Source organism: Stenotrophomonas sp. STEN083 (assembly GCF_056759195.1).
Genome location: NZ_JBRRCU010000057.1, coordinates 1 through 17,181, shown reverse-complemented (window position 1 = coordinate 17,181; position 17,181 = coordinate 1). Strand labels below are relative to the sequence as shown.

At 64.0% G+C, this 17,181-nt stretch carries 13 protein-coding genes; 12 read left to right on the top strand and 1 reads right to left on the bottom strand.

From position 1 onward, the window contains the following. The 10 genes from ACVOK8_RS15070 (at position 1) to lpxC (ending at position 12,566) form a co-directional block, all read left to right on the top strand. Positions 1 to 1,524, top strand: coding sequence for a UDP-N-acetylmuramoyl-L-alanyl-D-glutamate--2,6-diaminopimelate ligase (locus ACVOK8_RS15070; protein ID WP_481567551.1), 1,524 nt, complete (start codon positions 1 to 3; stop codon positions 1,522 to 1,524). Then, positions 1,521 to 2,903, top strand: coding sequence for a UDP-N-acetylmuramoyl-tripeptide--D-alanyl-D-alanine ligase (locus ACVOK8_RS15065; RefSeq protein ID WP_481567540.1), 1,383 nt, complete (start codon positions 1,521 to 1,523; stop codon positions 2,901 to 2,903). Before ACVOK8_RS15070 ends, ACVOK8_RS15065 begins: the two co-directional genes overlap by 4 nt. Beyond that, positions 2,893 to 3,978 (top strand): phospho-N-acetylmuramoyl-pentapeptide-transferase, encoded by a 1,086-nt coding sequence (gene mraY / locus ACVOK8_RS15060; protein ID WP_481517188.1) that lies wholly within the window; start codon positions 2,893 to 2,895, stop codon positions 3,976 to 3,978. The genes ACVOK8_RS15065 and mraY overlap by 11 nt, the downstream gene beginning before the upstream one ends. Continuing rightward, positions 3,978 to 5,297: a putative lipid II flippase FtsW gene (ftsW, locus tag ACVOK8_RS15055; RefSeq protein WP_481567539.1), complete on the top strand. Its 1,320-nt coding sequence runs from the start codon at positions 3,978 to 3,980 to the stop codon at positions 5,295 to 5,297. Before mraY ends, ftsW begins: the two co-directional genes overlap by 1 nt. Beyond that, complete coding sequence (gene murG, locus ACVOK8_RS15050) at positions 5,297 to 6,394, top strand: undecaprenyldiphospho-muramoylpentapeptide beta-N-acetylglucosaminyltransferase (protein WP_481567538.1); 1,098 nt, start codon at positions 5,297 to 5,299, stop codon at positions 6,392 to 6,394. Before ftsW ends, murG begins: the two co-directional genes overlap by 1 nt. Positions 6,395 to 6,437: 43 nt before the next feature. Next, positions 6,438 to 7,874, top strand: coding sequence for a UDP-N-acetylmuramate--L-alanine ligase (gene murC, locus ACVOK8_RS15045; protein ID WP_481567537.1), 1,437 nt, complete (start codon positions 6,438 to 6,440; stop codon positions 7,872 to 7,874). A 91-nt stretch (positions 7,875 to 7,965) separates the two neighbouring features. Further along, on the top strand, positions 7,966 to 8,694 hold the full coding sequence (locus ACVOK8_RS15040) for a cell division protein FtsQ/DivIB (RefSeq protein WP_481567536.1): 729 nt from the start codon (positions 7,966 to 7,968) through the stop codon (positions 8,692 to 8,694). Beyond that, the gene (ftsA, locus tag ACVOK8_RS15035) at positions 8,691 to 9,926 is read left to right on the top strand and encodes a cell division protein FtsA (protein WP_481512178.1); all 1,236 of its coding nucleotides are present in this window, start codon (positions 8,691 to 8,693) and stop codon (positions 9,924 to 9,926) included. Before ACVOK8_RS15040 ends, ftsA begins: the two co-directional genes overlap by 4 nt. A gap of 217 nt (positions 9,927 to 10,143) precedes the next feature. Then, on the top strand, positions 10,144 to 11,370 hold the full coding sequence (ftsZ, locus tag ACVOK8_RS15030; RefSeq protein WP_481512177.1) for a cell division protein FtsZ: 1,227 nt from the start codon (positions 10,144 to 10,146) through the stop codon (positions 11,368 to 11,370). 284 nt (positions 11,371 to 11,654) lie between these two features. Further along, positions 11,655 to 12,566, top strand: coding sequence for a UDP-3-O-acyl-N-acetylglucosamine deacetylase (gene lpxC / locus ACVOK8_RS15025; RefSeq protein ID WP_481567535.1), 912 nt, complete (start codon positions 11,655 to 11,657; stop codon positions 12,564 to 12,566). A gap of 227 nt (positions 12,567 to 12,793) precedes the next feature. Here lpxC and ACVOK8_RS15020 read toward each other — a convergent pair whose 3' ends face one another. Next, positions 12,794 to 13,228 carry a DciA family protein gene (locus ACVOK8_RS15020; protein ID WP_481517195.1) on the bottom strand — a complete coding sequence of 145 codons (435 nt, stop codon included), beginning with the start codon at positions 13,226 to 13,228 and terminating at the stop codon, positions 12,794 to 12,796. 12 nt (positions 13,229 to 13,240) lie between these two features. On the opposite strand from ACVOK8_RS15020, the gene ACVOK8_RS15015 reads away from it, so the two are divergent. Further along, positions 13,241 to 14,191, top strand: a complete 951-nt coding sequence (locus ACVOK8_RS15015) for a M23 family metallopeptidase (RefSeq protein WP_481517196.1) — start codon at positions 13,241 to 13,243, stop codon at positions 14,189 to 14,191. Positions 14,192 to 14,368: 177 nt separating this feature from the next. Beyond that, positions 14,369 to 17,080, top strand: coding sequence for a preprotein translocase subunit SecA (secA, locus tag ACVOK8_RS15010; RefSeq protein ID WP_481567534.1), 2,712 nt, complete (start codon positions 14,369 to 14,371; stop codon positions 17,078 to 17,080). The last annotated feature ends 101 nt before the right edge of the window (positions 17,081 to 17,181 follow it).

Here is a 17,181-nt window from a genome sequence, read left to right as displayed (position 1 = left end):
ATGAAGTTGTCACAGTTGCTGCCGGATCTGGTCCTGTCACAGGACCCGCAGATCGGCGGCCTGGTTCTGGATTCACGGCATGTGCGCGCCGGTGATGCGTTCGTCGCAATCGCCGGCTTTGGTGCGCATGGCTTGGGCTTTGTCGAGCAGGCCAAGGCCGCTGGCGCAGCCGCGATTCTGTTTGATCCGCCGGCTCCGGCCGAACTGCCGGCACCGTCCGATGCCATCGCCGTGCCCAGCCTGCGTACGCGCATGGGCGCGATGGCAGATCAGTTCCACGGCCAGCCGTCGCGGGCGATGACCATGGTCGGCGTCACTGGCACCAATGGCAAAACCTCGACCGTGCAGCTGCTTGGCCAGGCCTGGCATCTGCTGGGCACGCCCAGCGGCTCGATCGGTACCCTCGGTGTTGGCCTGTACGGCGATGTAGTGCCGACCGGTTTCACCACGCCGCTGGTGCTGCAGATGCATGAAGTGCTGGCCCAGCTGCGCGATGGCGGTGCCAAGGCGGTGGCGATGGAAGTCAGCTCGCATGCCCTGGATCAGGGCCGCGTCGATGCCGTGCATTACGACGTGGCGGTGTTCACCAACCTCACCCGTGACCATCTCGATTACCACGGCGACATGGAGGCGTACGGCGCAGCCAAGGCCAAGCTGTTCCATCGCCCGGGTTTGAAGGCGGCCGCGATCAATCTGGACGACGCTTTCGGCCGCGAGCTGATCACCACGCTGGCAGCCGACGTGCAGGCGATTGGCCTGAGCTCGACCGGTCAGGCGAGCGCTACCATCCGCGCCGAGAAGCTGGTGCTGGACGGGCAGGGCTTGGGTTTTGATCTGGTAATCGGCGACGAGCGCCATGCGCTGCGCTCGCCGCTGCTGGGCCGCTTCAACGTCGACAACCTGCTGGCCGTGGCCGGTGCGCTGCATGGTCTGGGCCAGTCAGCTGCAAGCATCGCCAAGGTGCTGGGCCAACTGCAGCCGATTCGCGGCCGCATGAACCGCCTCGGCGGTCAGGGCGAGCCGACCGTGGTCATCGATTACGCGCACACCCCTGACGCGCTGGAACAGGCGCTGCGCAGCCTGCATGGTCATCTTGATGGCCGCTTGCTGTGCGTGTTCGGTTGCGGTGGCGAGCGCGACACTGGCAAGCGCCCGCAGATGGCGGCGATTGCCGAAACATTGGCCGACGTGGTGTTCGTCACTGACGACAATCCGCGCGGCGAGAATGGTGACGTGATCGTCGCCGACATCATGGCCGGGTTCGCCGTGCACGGAGGCACAAGTGGTGCGGTCGCAGGACGCGAAGGAGCACCATGCCTTGCTGAGATCAACGTGGTGCGCGATCGCGCCCGCGCCATCGACGCCGCAGTTGCACAGGCAGGGGCCGGCGACATCGTGTTGATCGCCGGCAAGGGCCATGAGCCCTACCAGGAGATTGCAGGTATCAAACATCCTTTCGATGACACCGATGTGGCATCGCGCGCATTGCAGGCGCGCAGGAACAATGGCGAGGTGCACGCATGAAGCGCACGCCGCTGTCGCTGATCGCGCATTGGGCCGGTGGTGAGATCCACGGCGACGACGCCAGCATCGATGCGGTCAGCAATGACACGCGCACGCTGGCGGCGGGCAGTCTGTACGTCGCCCTGCGCGGTGAGCGTTTTGACGGCCATGACTTTGCCGCCAAGGCGGTCGAGCAGGGCGCCAGCGCCTTGCTGTTGGAGCGCCTGTTGCCGCTGGAAGTGCCGCAGATCGTGGTTGCCAACACCGAGCTGGCGCTGGCGAAGATTGCCGCAGCGATGCAGCAGCAGCGCGCTACCCGTGTGTTCGCCATCACTGGCAGCAACGGCAAGACCAGCGTCAAGAACCTGCTGCTGGCCGTGATGCAGCACGCTGCTGCGATGCTGGGCCAGCATGTGTATGCCACGCCGGGCAACCGCAACAACGAAATCGGCCTGCCGCTGGCGGTGATTGATGCGCCGGAAGATGCCGACTTCGCCATCTACGAGATGGGCACCGGCAAACCTGGCGATATCGCCTATCTGACCGCCATCGCCGCGCCGGACGTGTCCATCGTCAACAATGTCGCCCCGGCGCATCTGGAGCGCATGGGCAGCCTGCTGGAGATCGCCAACACCAAGGCAGCCGTCTACGACGACTTGCGCGATGGTGGTGTTGCGGTGGTCAATGCCGACGATGCGTTCTCGCCGTATTTCGCCTCGCGTGCTGGTGACCATCAGGTGATCCGCTTCGGGCTGGAAGTCAGCGCCGATGTCACTGCAACCGGCATCGTGCTCGACGAGGCTGGTTCGCGCTTCCAGCTGCGCACGCCGCAAGGTGATGCCGAGGTGGCGCTGCAGTTGCCGGGTCGCCATAACGTGCTGAACGCATTGGCTGCCGCCTCGATGGCACTGGCCGCCGGTATTGCGTTGCCGCTGGTGGTCGAAGGACTGGCGCAGGCGCGCCCGGTCGCCGGCCGTCAGGTCGGGCACGTGCTGGACAACGGCGCGGTGCTGATCGACGACAGCTATAACGCCAACCCGGGTTCACTGGCTGCGGCGATCACCGCGCTGGCAGCCGGCAAGGGCGAGGGTTGGCTGGTGCTGGGCGATATGCGCGAGCTGGGCCCGGACGCGCAGTCGCTGCACGCGCAGGCCGGCCAGCGCGCCCGCGAAGCCGGGCTGAAGCGTCTGTATACGCTGGGCCCACTGAGCGCAGCGGCATCGGTGGCATTCGGCGAAGGCGGGCGGCATTTCGACTCCCATGCCGCGCTGGCTGCCGCACTGGAAACCGAACTTCATGCTGGTGTGCGTTGCCTGGTCAAAGGCTCGCGCGGCAGCGCCATGGACAAGATTGTGACTGCGCTGTTGAAGCGCGGCGAGGACACTACACATGTTGCTTGAATTGGCCCGTTGGCTGCAGCAGTTGGACGGCCTGTTCCGGTTGTTCAACTACATCACCTTCCGCGGCATCCTCGCCGCGCTGACCGCGTTGTCGCTGTCACTGTGGTTGGGTCCGATGGCGATCCGTCGCCTGGCCCAGCTCAAGGGCGGCCAGCCGATCCGCAAGGATGGCCCGCAGTCGCACTTCTCCAAGGCCGGCACGCCGACCATGGGCGGCGGCTTGATCCTGACCACGGTGCTGGTCTCGGTGCTGATGTGGGGCGACCTGCGCAACCGTTACGTGTGGTTGGTGCTGGTGGTGATGCTGTGCTTCGGCGCCATCGGCTGGTACGACGATTGGTTGAAGATCGCCAAGCGCGATCCGAACGGCCTGAAGTCGCGTTGGAAGTACGCGCTGCAGTCGATCTTTGGTCTGGCCGCAGGCATCTTCCTGTACAAGACCGCGGTAGTGCCGGCTGAGCTGACCTTCTACATCCCGATGTTCAAGTCGATTGCATTGCCACTGGCAGGCATCAGCTTCGTCGCGATTGCCTACTTCTGGATTGTGGGTTTCTCCAACGCGGTCAACCTGACCGATGGTCTGGATGGTCTGGCGATCATGCCAACGGTGCTGGTGGCCTGTGCACTGGGCGTGTTCGCCTATGCCTCGGGCAACGCGGTGTTTTCCAGCTACCTGCAGATTCCGCAGATTCCCGGTGCCGGTGAACTGGTCATCATCTGCGCGGCGATTGCAGGCGCGGGGCTGGGCTTCCTCTGGTTCAACACCTATCCGGCGATGGTGTTCATGGGCGACGTCGGCGCGCTGGCGCTGGGCGCGGTGCTTGGCACCATCGCGGTGATCGTGCGCCAGGAGCTGGTGCTGGTGATCATGGGCGGCGTGTTCGTGATCGAAACCCTGTCGGTGATGATCCAGGTGGCTTCGTTCAAGCTCACCGGCAAGCGCGTGTTCCGCATGGCACCGATCCATCACCACTTCGAGCTGAAGGGCTGGCCGGAACCGCGCGTGATCGTGCGCTTCTGGATCATCTCGGTGGTGCTGGTGTTGATCGGCCTGGCAACCCTAAAGGTGCGCTGATGGACGACTACTCGCGTCAGGCAACCCGACTTGAAGCCATTGGTGGCAGCTACGACAAGTGGCTGCTCGGCGCCGCCGTGGCGCTGGCTTCGCTCGGGATCGTGATGGTGGCTTCCAGCTCCATCGCGCTGACGCAGAGTCCGTTCTATTACCTCACCCGCCACCTGATCTTCATCGCCATTGGTGTGGTCCTGGCCGCGGTGACGATGCGGGTGGAGTTGAAGGAAATCGAGAAGTACAACCAGCTGCTGTTGCTGGGCTGCTTCGCCCTGTTGATCGTGGTGTTCGTGCCGGGCCTTGGCAGCAGCGTCAACGGCGCGCAGCGCTGGATCAATCTGGGCTTCTCCAAGTTCCAGACCGTAGAAGCGGTCAAGGTGCTGTACATCGTCTGGTTGTCCAGCTATCTGGTGCGCTTCCGCGACGAGGTCAATGCCACCTGGCAGGCCATGCTCAAGCCGGTCGGTGTGGTTGGCGTGCTGGTCGTATTGCTGCTGCTGCAGCCTGACTTCGGTTCGTCGATGCTGTTGCTGGGCATCACCACCTGCATGCTGGTGCTGGGCGGCGCGCAGATCAAGCGCATCATCCTGCCGGTGCTGCTGCTGCTGCCGGGCCTGATCGCGCTGGTGATCTTCGAGCCCTACCGCATGCGCCGCGTTACCTCGTTCATGGATCCGTGGCAGGACCAGCTGGGTTCGGGTTACCAGCTGTCCAATGCGCTGATGGCGATCGGCCGTGGCGAGTGGACCGGCGTGGGCCTGGGTGCGTCGATCCAGAAGCTCAACTACCTGCCCGAATCGCATACCGATTTCATCTTCTCGGTGATCGCCGAGGAGCTCGGTTTCCTCGGTGTGTGCGGCATCATCAGCCTGTACGTGCTGCTGGTTGGCCGTGCCTTCTGGCTGGGCCTGCGCTGCATTGAAATGCGCCGCCACTTTGCCGGTTACATCGCCTTCGGCATCGCCTTGTGGATCAGCCTGCAGACCTTCGTCTCGATCGGCGTCAACCTGGGCATGCTGCCGACCAAGGGCCTGACCCTGCCGCTGATTTCTTCCGGCGGCTCCAGCGTGATGATGACCTGCGTGGCGATGGGCCTGCTGCTGCGCGTGTCCTACGAATACAACCGTGCGGTGCGCCGCCAGGAAGTCCGCGAGGACCTCGAAGGTGCCGAGCCGGATATTGCCGAAGCGCACGACGGCGCACCGGCTGAGCCGCGTACGGAAACCGCCAGTGCGGTTGCCGCGGCAATGCAGAGCAGTGCTGCACGCGGCACCAGCCGCATGCAGCAGCGCGTCGAGCCTACCTTCGGGAGGATCGCGTGATGGCAGCTGCGAACAAGAATCTGGATCAGCGTCCGGTGATGATCATGGCCGGCGGTACCGGTGGTCATATCTTCCCGGGTCTGGCCGTGGCCAAGGTGCTGCGTGAGCGGGGCATCCCGGTCACCTGGCTGGGCGCCGATGGCGCGATGGAAACCCGCCTGGTGCCGCAGCACGACATCCATGTCGACACGCTGGCCATCTCCGGCCTGCGCGGCAAGGGCAAGTTGGCGCTGCTGGGTGCACCGATCCGGGTGATGCGTGCGATTCGCAGTGCAGGTTATGTGCTGCGTGATCGCAAGCCGCGTGCAGTGGTGGCCTTTGGTGGTTTTGCTTCCGGACCGGGTGGCATTGCCGCTCGACTGCATGGCCTGCCGCTGCTGGTGCACGAACAGAACCGTGCGCCGGGCATGACCAATCGCATCCTGTCGCGCTTTGCACGACGGGTGCTGTCCGGCTTCCCGGGCAGCTTTGCCGGTGGCAAGGAAGAAGTGGTTGGTAATCCGGTGCGCACTGAGATCGCCGCATTGCCGGCACCGGAGCAGCGTCTGGCCGGTCGCGGTGGGCCGATGCGGGTGTTGGTACTGGGCGGCAGCCAGGGCGCCCGCGCTTTGAACAACGCCATGCCCAAGGCCTTGGCTGCGCTGAGCAATAAGGTCGCCATCGAAGTCTGGCACCAGTGCGGCGAGAAGCTGCACGAAGAAGCACTGCAGGCCTACCGCGCTGCTGGTGTGGAAGGCCGCGTCGACATGTTCATCAAGGACATGGCAGCCGCTTACAGCTGGGCCGATCTGGTGGTGTGCCGTTCCGGCGCGTCGACCCTGGCCGAGTTGTGCGCCGTCGGTATCGGCAGCGTGCTGGTGCCGTTCGCCGCTGCGGTCGACGACCACCAGACCCGCAATGCCGAATATCTGGTCGAACGCGGCGCCGCCGAACTGCTCAAGCAGGACGACGCGCTGGCGACCAACCTGGAAGGCGTGCTGCGCACGCTGGCAAACAATCCCGGCCACCGCATGCAGATGGCGCAAGCCGCGCGTGGGTTGGCCAAGGTCGATGCGGCCGAACGCATCGCAGACATCATTCTTGAGGAAGCAGCATGAACACGGCACCGCGCACCCGCGCCAGCCACACCGGAGGCCAGGCATGATCCGCCGCCTCAACGATACCTCCGACCTGGTCCGCGCGTTCCCGCGCGTGCACTTCGTCGGCATCGGCGGCACCGGCATGAGTGGCATCGCCGAAGTGATGCTGACCCTGGGCTATGAAGTCTCCGGTTCCGACAACGCCGACAACGCCGCCACCCGCCGTCTGGCGCGACTGGGCGCGCGCGTGATGCGCGGTCACTCCGCTGCCAACGTGCTGGGCACCGATTGCATCGTGGTTTCCAGCGCCATCCGCGAGGACAACCCCGAGCTGATGGAAGCGCGCAGCCAGCGCATTCCGATCATGCCGCGCGCGGCGATGCTGGCCGAGCTGATGCGTTTCCGTCGCGGCATCGCCGTCGCCGGTACCCACGGCAAGACCACCACCACCTCGTTGACCGCTGCAATCATGAGCGAAGGCAAGTTGGACCCGACCTTCGTGATCGGAGGCCAATTGCTGGCGGCCGGCGCCAACGCCAAGCTTGGCGGTGGCGAGTGGTTGGTCGCCGAGGCCGATGAAAGCGACGGCAGTTTCCTGCGTCTGAATCCGTTGGTGGCAGTGATCACCAATATCGACGCCGACCATCTGGAGAACTACGGCAACGACTTCGCGCGTGTGCAGGCTGCGTTCGCCGAGTTCCTGCAGCGCCTGCCGTTCTACGGTCTGGCGGTGCTGTGCATCGATGACCCGGAAGTGGCCGCGCTCGCTGCCAAGACGCCGCGTCACGTGATGAGCTACGGCCTGAGCAGCAATGCCGACGTACGCGCTGAAGACGTGGTGCAGGATGGCCCGCGCATGCGCTTCACCCTGCGTCTGCCGGAAGGCACCAGCATGCCGGTCACGCTGGCATTGCCGGGCAAGCACAACGTACTCAATGCACTGGCCGCCGCTGCGGTGGCTTGGCAGTTGGGCGTGGCGCCGGAAGACATCGCCGCAGCGCTGGAAAAGTTCGAAGGCGTTGGCCGTCGCTTCAACGACCTGGGCGAAGTGACCACCCACAAGGGTGCCAAGGTGCGCGTTATCGACGATTACGGTCACCACCCACGGGAGCTGGAAGCGGTGTTTGCCGCTGCCCGTGGCGGCTGGCCGGACAAGCGTCTGGTAGTGGCCTTCCAGCCGCACCGTTACAGCCGCACCCGCGATCAGTTCGATGCCTTCGCAGCGGTGCTGTCGGAAGTGGACGCACTGGTGCTGAGCGAGGTCTATCCGGCCGGCGAAGCGCCGATTCCCGGTGCCGATTCCAAGTCGCTGGCACGTGCAATCCGCGCGCGCGGCCGCAGCGAGCCGGTGGTGGTAAGTCATTCCGCCGATCTGGCCTCGGTGCTGCCGGACGTGCTGCAGGACGGCGATCTGCTGTTGATGATGGGTGCCGGCGACATCGGTGCCGTTGTCCAGCAGGTGGTCACCGACGGCTTCAAGGAGGCCAAGGGCGAATGATGCCAATCGCGCTGCCGCTGCGCCGTACCCACGCAACCGCACTGCGGGCTGCGATGGTGGCCTGCGGCCGCGCTGCAGGGGAGGGCGCACGATGAATGCCATCCTGCGCATGCTCGCCTGGTTGCTGGCCATCGCCCTGGTGGTGCTGCCGGTGGTGGCGGTCGTCAACGGCTGGGTGGGTGCCGAGCGCTGGCCGCTGGCCAAGCTGCGCGTGCACGGCGAATTCAAGCGCGTGCCGGCCGAAGAACTGCAGAAGACCTTGCTGCCATATGCACGCTCGGGCTTCTTCGCGGTGAAGTTGCAGGACGCACAGGCGGCTGTGGAAAAGCTACCGTGGGTGGAAAGCGCGCAGGTCCGCAAGCAGTGGCCGGATGTGCTGGAAGTGAGCGTCGTCGAGCATCGCCCGTTTGCACGCTGGGGCAAGGATCGCCTGCTGTCCGAGCAGGGCCGTCTGTTCGCGGTGCCGCACGGTCTGGAGAACGCGCCGCTGCCCGAACTCGATGGCCCCGATGGCATGACCACCGAAGTGGTCGAGCTGTACAACGATTCACGCGCACTGTTCGCACCAGCCGGTGTGGACGTACGCAAAGTCGCGATGGACGCGCGCGGCAGCTGGTCGCTGGCGCTGGATAACGGCACCGAAGTGGTTGTTGGGCGCAACGATGCACGTTCGCGCCTGAGCCGCTTCGTACGCGTGCTGCCGCAGCTGACCCGCACCCAGGTGCCGATCGTGCGCGCCGACCTTCGCTATACCAATGGATTCACGCTGAGCTGGGGAACCCCGCCGCCGGCAACAAAGCAGACGCAGGACAGGACATGAACCGCAAGGGTGACAAATCACTGATCGTTGGCCTGGATATCGGCACCTCCAAGGTGGTGGCGTTGGTCGGCGAGTACTCGCCGGGCAGCCCGATCGAGGTCATCGGCATCGGCTCGCACGAGTCGCGCGGCCTCAAGCGCGGCGTGGTGGTGGATATCGAATCCACCGTGCAGTCGATCCAGCGCGCCATCGAAGAAGCCGAGCTGATGGCCGGCTGCGAGATCCGTTCTGTGTATGCCTCGATTTCCGGCAACCACGTGCAGTGCCGCAACTCACAGGGCATCACCCCGATCCGCGAAGGCGAAGTGAGCTGGGGCGATCTGGATCGTGTGCTGGATGCGGCCAAGGCCGTGGCCATCCCCGCCGACCAGAAGATCCTGCATGCGATTCCGCGCGAGTACGTGCTCGACGATTCGCAGGAAGGCATCCGCAATCCGGTCGGCATGACCGGCGTGCGTCTGGAAGTGCACGCCCATCTAGTGGTGTGCGCACAGTCAGCCGCCGCCAACGTCAGCAAGTGCGTGCAGCGCTGCGGCCTGCAGGTGGACGACCTGGTGCTGTCCTCGCTGGCTTCCAGCGTGGCAGTGCTGACCGCCGACGAGCGCGAGCTCGGCGTGGTGATGGTCGACATCGGCGCGGGTACCACCGACATCGCGGTGTTCATCCAGGGCGCGATCTGCCATACCGCATCGCTGCCGATTGCTGGCGACCACGTCACCAACGACATCGCCCACATGCTGCGCACGCCGACCCCGGAAGCGGAGCAGATCAAGGTGCGTTACGCCTGTGCGCTGGCGCAGCTGGCGACGGCCGAAGAAAGCATCCAGGTGCCGTCGGTCGGCGATCGCCCGCCGCGTCGCATGCCGCGTCATTCGCTGGCGCAGGCGGTGCAGGGCCGTTACGAGGAAATCTTCGAGATGGTGCAGGCCGAACTGCGTCGCTCGGGCTTCGAGGAAATGGTGCGCGCGGGCCTGGTGCTCAGCGGCGGCGCCTCGAAGATGGAAGGCGTGGTCGAGCTGGCCGAGGAAATGCTGCAGATGCCGGTACGCGTGGGTATTCCGCAGCACGTCACCGGCCTGGGCGAAGTGGTCGGCAATCCGGTGCATGCCACCGGCGTGGGCCTGCTGCTGATGGGCAGCCAGATCGAGCACCCGCGGCGTCCGTCGCTGCCCACCGGGCGCGCCGGCAGCATGTTCAACAAATTGAAGAATTGGTTCCGCGGCGAGTTCTGAGCGCGGGACCGGTGGTAGAGCAGTGAGGCAGTCAGAAGGGCAAGCAGTAAGGCAAGACGAAGTGCTGTAACGCAGTCATTGAAGCAAGCAACAACCACCGTGCAGGGGCAACCCGAAGCGGTACACCTAAAACAACTCGCCGGTGCGGGCGGGCGCAGAAGGAGAAGGATTCTTCCCGGATGCCCGAACCAATCACGGCAATAGAGAGGACATGGACATGGCGCATTTCGAACTGATTGAAAAGATGGCACCGAACGCGGTGATCAAGGTCGTTGGCGTGGGCGGCGGCGGCGGTAACGCCGTGGCGCACATGGTCAACAGCAGCGTGGATGGCGTGGAATTCATCACTGCCAACACCGACTCGCAGGCCATCAAGAATTGTGGCGCCAAGCTGCAGCTGCAGCTGGGCACCAACGTAACCAAGGGTCTGGGCGCAGGCGCAAACCCGGAAGTCGGCCGCCAGGCCGCATTGGAAGACCGTGAGCGCATCATGGACGCACTGCAGGGTGCGGACATGGTGTTCATCACCGCCGGCATGGGCGGCGGCACCGGCACCGGTGCTGCACCGGTGGTGGCACAGCTGGCCAAGGAAATGGGCATCCTGACCGTGGCCGTGGTGACCAAGCCGTTCCCGTTCGAAGGCCGTCGCCGCATGCAGGTGGCACTGAAGGGCATCGAGGAGCTGAGCCAGCACGTCGATTCGCTGATCACCATCCCGAACGAAAAGCTGATCACCGTGCTCGGCCGCAACGCCACCATGGTGCAGGCTTTCCGTGCTGCCAATGACGTGCTGCAGGGCGCCGTGCAGGGCATCGCCGATCTGATCGTGCGTCCGGGCCTGATCAACGTCGACTTCGCCGACGTGCGCACCGTGATGTCGGAAATGGGCCTGGCAATGATGGGCACCGGCACCGCACGTGGTGATGACCGCGCCCAGGCTGCTGCCGAAGCCGCGATCCAGAACCCGTTGCTGGACGACGTCAACCTGGCTGGTGCCAATGGCGTGCTGGTCAACATCAGCGCCGGCACCGACATCACCATGAGCGAGTTCGACGAAATCGGCCGCACCGTGCACGCCTTCGCTTCGGAAGACGCCACCGTGGTGATCGGCACCGTGATCGATCCGGATCTGGGTGACGAGATCAAGGTGACCGTGGTTGCCACCGGCCTGAACCGTGCCGTTGCCAAGAACGCGCAGCGCCCGGGTGAGCGCGGCCCGATCAAGCTGGTGCGTAACGCGACCACCGGCCAGGCCGAGTTCGAAGAGTACGAGAGCCCGGCCGATGCCGTGGCCAAGGCCGTGGGTCACACCATGGGCATGGGCCTGCGTCGTCCGAGTTCGGACACCGTGTCTGCTTCCACCTCGTCGGCGTCGCCGGCTGCTGCAGAGCTGCCGAACGATTACCTGGACATCCCGGCGTTCCTGCGCCGCCAGGCTGACTGATGCGGTAGCGGGGGCCATCCAGGCTCGATCATCGCGTGTGCCGGCAGCGGCGCCGCGGGTCGGATTGGTCGGCTTCTGGAAACAGAGCTGATACGTCGGGGCTGTCCACCCCGGCGGGAATACCATGTCCTTTATCGCCGGGCCAAGGCCGGCCCGGCGATATTTTCGGTACTGGACGCAAGCTGACGGCCGAATTTGGTGCTGCAAAGGGCGCGTGTTAACGCGTGTTATTCTTGTTTGTCCCCCTGGCTGCGCCTGCGCGGCCCCTCCGGCCTTACATACACATGATCCAGCAACGCACTCTCAAGAACACGATCCGCGCCACCGGCGTCGGCCTGCACAGCGGTGACAAGGTCTACATGACCCTGCGTCCGGCACCGGTCGACCATGGCATCGTGTTCCGTCGAGTGGACCTTGATCCCGTGGTGGAAGTCCCGGCGCGCGCCGATCTGGTCACCGAAGTCACCCTGTGCACCGGTTTGACCTGTGAAGGCGCCAAGATCCAGACCGTTGAACACCTGATGTCTGCCCTGGCCGGCCTCGGCGTGGACAACGTGATCGTTGAGCTGTCCTCGGCTGAGTTGCCGATCATGGATGGTTCCTCCGGTCCGTTCGTGTTTCTGTTGCAGTCGGCGGGCATCATCGAGCAGGGCGCGGCCAAGCGTTTCCTGCGCATCCTCAAGACGGTGGAAGTGCGCGACGGCGACAAAATCGCCAGCTTTACGCCGTATGAAGGCTACAAGCTGGGTTTCACCATCCAGTTCGATCATCCGATGATCCCTGCCAAGCAGTCGCGGGTGGAGATCGAATTCTCCACGGCCGCCTACATCAAGGAAATCTCGCGGGCCCGTACCTTCGGCTTCATGCGCGACCTTGAGTACATGCGTGAGCGCAACCTGGGCCTGGGCGGCTCGATGGACAATGCCATCGTGCTCGACGAGTTCCGCGTGCTGAACGACGACGGCCTGCGTTATACCGACGAATTCGTCCGCCACAAGATCCTGGACGCCATCGGCGACCTGTATCTGGCCGGTGGGCAGGTGCTGGGTGCCTACGAGGGCTTCAAGTCCGGCCATGCGCTCAACAACAAGCTGGTGCGCGCCCTTCTGGCCGACCAGAGCGCCTGGGAATGGGCCAGCTACGACTCTCCAGTAGCCGCCGAGCCGGTGCTGTACGGCATCCCGGCCTACGCCTAAGTTAAATAGCGGTGAGATCGTAAGAGACGCGGCCTTCACGGACTACGACTAGTCCTGTTTGTCGTCGTTGTGTGAACCCGATCCGGGTTCCAGCCTGAATTTAACTATTAATTAACAAAAGACTAACTCCTTCGCTGCATTCCGCGGCTAGGATTCCTGCTGGCTCCAATCCGGTCAGTAGAAACGGTCGGGTGGAGGCCGGGGCCAACCAGGCTCCCGGTGGCCCTTCAGGACTTTGTTGATTTCACATCCTGCAGGGCAGCCAACGCGTCGCGCAGTCCTTTGTGCGTGGTTTCGCTTACTGCTGTGCTGCGTTGATCGTTACGCACTGGGGAGTGCGCAGACGCGGTCGCAGTTTTGACGGTCACCCGGGTGGCCTTCAGCCCGATGGATCGGGCCGCGTCGAGCAGCTGGTCTTCGGCAAGCCTTACTTTGGCGTGCCACACCGGCGATTCGACGAGAAAAACGAGGTGTTCGCCGTCCACATTGGCCAACCGGCAACGGTTAGCCAGCGCCGGCGGCAAATGGGGGCGCAATTGCCGGTCCATCGCATCGAGCCACAGGGCCCGGCGCAGCGGATTACCTGCTTTGTCCGCCATCGCCGCTTCCAGCGCCTGTTTGGGCGCGGAACGGGAACGAACACTGGATTTCGGCTCTGACATAAGAATTCTTCAATGACATTTAAAAAGATCGTAATCAAAACGCGTGAACAGAAGGCCAAGACGCCCTTGTCACGTGTTCAGATGTTCTTCGAGGATCGTCCTCAAGCCCTGTTGGGTAGCGTACTTGGCCTTGGCTGCCTGATGGGCGTGGCCCTGAGTTTCGCCATCGGCATGGCCGGCGACGCGGCGCTGCAGTCTAAGGTTGACCACCAGGAGCAGGAGCTGGCCAAGGTCCGCGCCGATGCGCAGACCCAGGTCAACGCACTGGCCGCCCGCCTCGGCGAGCTGCAGGCGCAGGCCACCCGGCTCAATGCGCTGGGTGAGCGCCTGACCCAGATGGGCAAGCTGGAAGACGGCGAGTTCGACTTCCAGGAAACCCCGGGTATGGGTGAAGGCGAACCCGGCCCGACCCAGGACATTCCGGTCAGCGCGGTAAACACCGACTTACAGGTGCTGGAGCAGCGTTTCGCTGCTTCAGGCAAGCAGTTGTCGGTGATGGAATCGCTGCTGTTCGACCACCAGCTTGAACAGAACGCCGTGCCCTCGCGCATGCCGATCCGCAACACCTACGTCACCTCCAGCTTCGGTGGCCGTGCCGACCCGTTCGGCCGCGGTGTTGGCAACCACAAGGGCATGGACTTCCACGCCCGCGTTGGCGACCCGGTGCTGGCCGTGGCCGACGGTGTGGTCAGCTTCTCCGGCGTGAAGGGTGGGTACGGCAATGTGGTCGAGATCGATCACGGCAACGGCTACAAGACCCTGTATGCGCACAATTCGCGCCTGACCGTGCGTGAAGGCGGTTTGGTGCGGGCCGGGCAGGAAGTGGCCAAGGCCGGCTCCACCGGCCGTTCGACCGGCGCTCACGTGCATTTCGAGGTCTGGCAGAACGGCGTGGTAATGAACCCGCGTAAATTCCTCGGCGAGGGTGGCAACACGCCGGTCGGCCGGCTCAGCCGTGGCTGATGGGTGGCAAGTCAGCTCCGGCTGACTTGTTTTGGGGTGCTTGAAACCCAAGCGTTCGCCCCAAGCTACAATAGGCGTTGCCATCGACAGGGCGCATTGCGCCCTGTTTCGTTTGTGACCGGTCAACCCAGGGGGTGAGCCAGGTCGCACGGCATTTCATTCAAACCGGTTCCTTCAATGATCAACAGCCTGCTTACCCGCGTTTTTGGCAGCCGTAACGAGCGCCAGCTTCGCCAGCTCAACCGTATCGTCGCCAAGATCAATGCCTTGGAACCGGAGATGCAGAAGCTCTCCGATGACCAGCTGAAGGCCAAGACCCCCGAGTTCCGTGAGCGCATCGCCGCTGGCGAAGCCCTGGACAAGGTGTTGCCGGAAGCCTTTGCGGTCTGCCGCGAAGCCTCCAAGCGCGTGCTGGGCATGCGCCATTACGACGTCCAGCTGATCGGCGGCATGGTCCTGCACCTGGGCAAGATCGCGGAAATGCGTACCGGTGAAGGCAAGACCCTGGTGGCAACGCTGCCGGTCTACCTCAACGCGCTGGAAGGCAAGGGCGTGCACGTGGTCACGGTCAATGACTATCTGGCCCGCCGCGACTCGGCGCAGATGGGCAAGCTGTACAACTGGCTGGGCATGAGCGTTGGCGTGGTCTACCCGGGCATGCCGCACAGCGACAAGCGCGAGGCCTACGGCAGCGACATCACCTACGGCACCAACAACGAATTCGGCTTCGACTACCTGCGTGACAACATGGCGCTGACCCGCGCCGACCGTTACCAGCGCGGCCTGCACTACGCCATCGTCGACGAAGTCGACTCGATCCTGATCGATGAGGCGCGTACCCCGCTGATCATCTCCGGTCCGGCCGACGATTCCCCCGAGCTGTACATCCGCGTCAACCGCGTGGTGCCGGGCCTGATCAAGCAGGAAACCGAAGAAGGCGAGGGCGACTACTGGGTCGACGAGAAGGGCAAGCAGGTCTTCCTGTCCGAAGCCGGCATGGAGCACGCCGAAGAGTTGTTGCGCGAAGCCGGCATCATCGGCGCCGACAACGACAACGGCCTGTACGCCGCGCAGAACCTGACCGTCGTTCACCACCTCAACGCCGCCCTGCGCGCGCACGCCATCTACCAGCGTGACGTGGACTACATCGTGCGCGACGGTGAAGTGGTCATCGTCGACGAATTCACCGGCCGTACCCTGGCCGGTCGTCGCTGGTCCGACGGCCTGCACCAGGCGGTGGAGGCGAAGGAAGGCGTGCCGGTACAGCGTGAGAACCAGACGCTGGCCAGCATCACCTTCCAGAACCTGTTCCGCATGTACAAGAAGCTGTCCGGCATGACCGGTACGGCCGATACCGAAGCGTTCGAATTCCAGAGCATCTACGGCCTGGAAGTGCTGGTCATCCCGACCAACAAGCCGACCGTGCGCAAGGACTATCCGGACCAGGTGTTCCTCAACCGCAAGGGCAAGTTCAATGCGGTGCTGGCGGACATTGAAGAATGCGCCAAGCGTGGCCAGCCGGTGCTGGTGGGTACCACCTCGATCGAAACCTCGGAAATGCTGTCCGAGCACCTGCGCAACGCCGGCGTGAAGCACGAAGTGCTCAATGCCAAGCAGCATGACCGCGAAGCGACCATCGTTGCCAACGCCGGTCGCCCGGGCTCGGTCACCATCGCCACCAACATGGCCGGTCGTGGTACCGACATCGTGCTTGGCGGCTCGCTGGAAACCGAACTGCACGAGCTGGGTGAAGACATCAGCGACGAGCAGAAGGCTGCAGTGAAGGCGGCATGGCAGGAGCGTCACGAAGCGGTCAAGGCTGCTGGCGGCTTGCACATCGTCGGCACCGAGCGCCACGAATCGCGTCGTATCGACAACCAGCTGCGCGGCCGTTCCGGTCGTCAGGGTGACCCGGGTTCGTCCCGTTTCTACCTGTCGCTGGAAGACAATCTGATGCGCATCTTCGCCTCTGACTGGGTGCAGAAGGCGATGCGCATGATGGGCATGAAGGAAGACGACGTCATCGAAGACCGCATGGTCAGCCGTCAGATCGAGAAGGCGCAGCGCAAGGTTGAAGCGCACAACTTCGACATCCGTAAGAACCTGCTCGACTTCGACGACGTCAACAACGATCAGCGCAAGGTGATCTACGGCCAGCGCGATGAGCTGCTGGACGCAGAGTCGGTCAAGGAAAACATCGACGGCATCCGCGGCGACGTGATCTATGACCTGGTTTCCCGTTTCGTGCCGCCGAACTCGGTGGACGAGCAATGGGACCTGCAGGGCCTGCAGGCCACGCTGGAAGGCGAGTTCGGCGTGGAGATGGACGTGGTTGGCCTGGTCAAGGCGCACGAAGAACTGGATGCCGAAGCGATCGCGCAGAAGGTCATCGACCGCGTGGACGAACACTTCGCGCAGAAGGAAGCGGCGGTTGGCGCCGAGACCATGCGCGCACTGGAAAAGCACGTGATGTTGACCGTGCTCGACCAGAGCTGGAAGGAGCACCTGGCACGCATGGATTACCTCCGCCAAGGCATCTATCTGCGTGGTTATGCGCAGAAGCAGCCCAAGCAGGAGTACAAGAAGGAAGCTTTCGAGCTGTTCTCGCAAATGCTGGAGGACGTCAAGCGCGAAGTGATCACCATGCTCTCGCGCGTGCGTGTGCGCAGCGAGGAAGAAGTGCTGGCGATGGAGCAGCTGGAGCGTCAGCAGGCCGAAGCACGCCTGCAGATGTCGCAGTTCCAGCACCAGGACAACGGCGGCTACAGCGCCGACGAGGAAGCGGCGGAAGTGATCGACGAGGCCAACGCGCCCAAGGTCGGCCGCAACGATCCGTGTCCGTGCGGAAGTGGCAAGAAGTACAAGCACTGCCACGGCCAACTGAACTGACAAAAAGCCCCGCCCAGCGCGGGGCTTTTTTTTGAGCGCCGCCCTGTAGTGCCGAGCCATGCTCGGCAGAGGCTTCACCAGGTAATGCCTCAGCCGAGCAT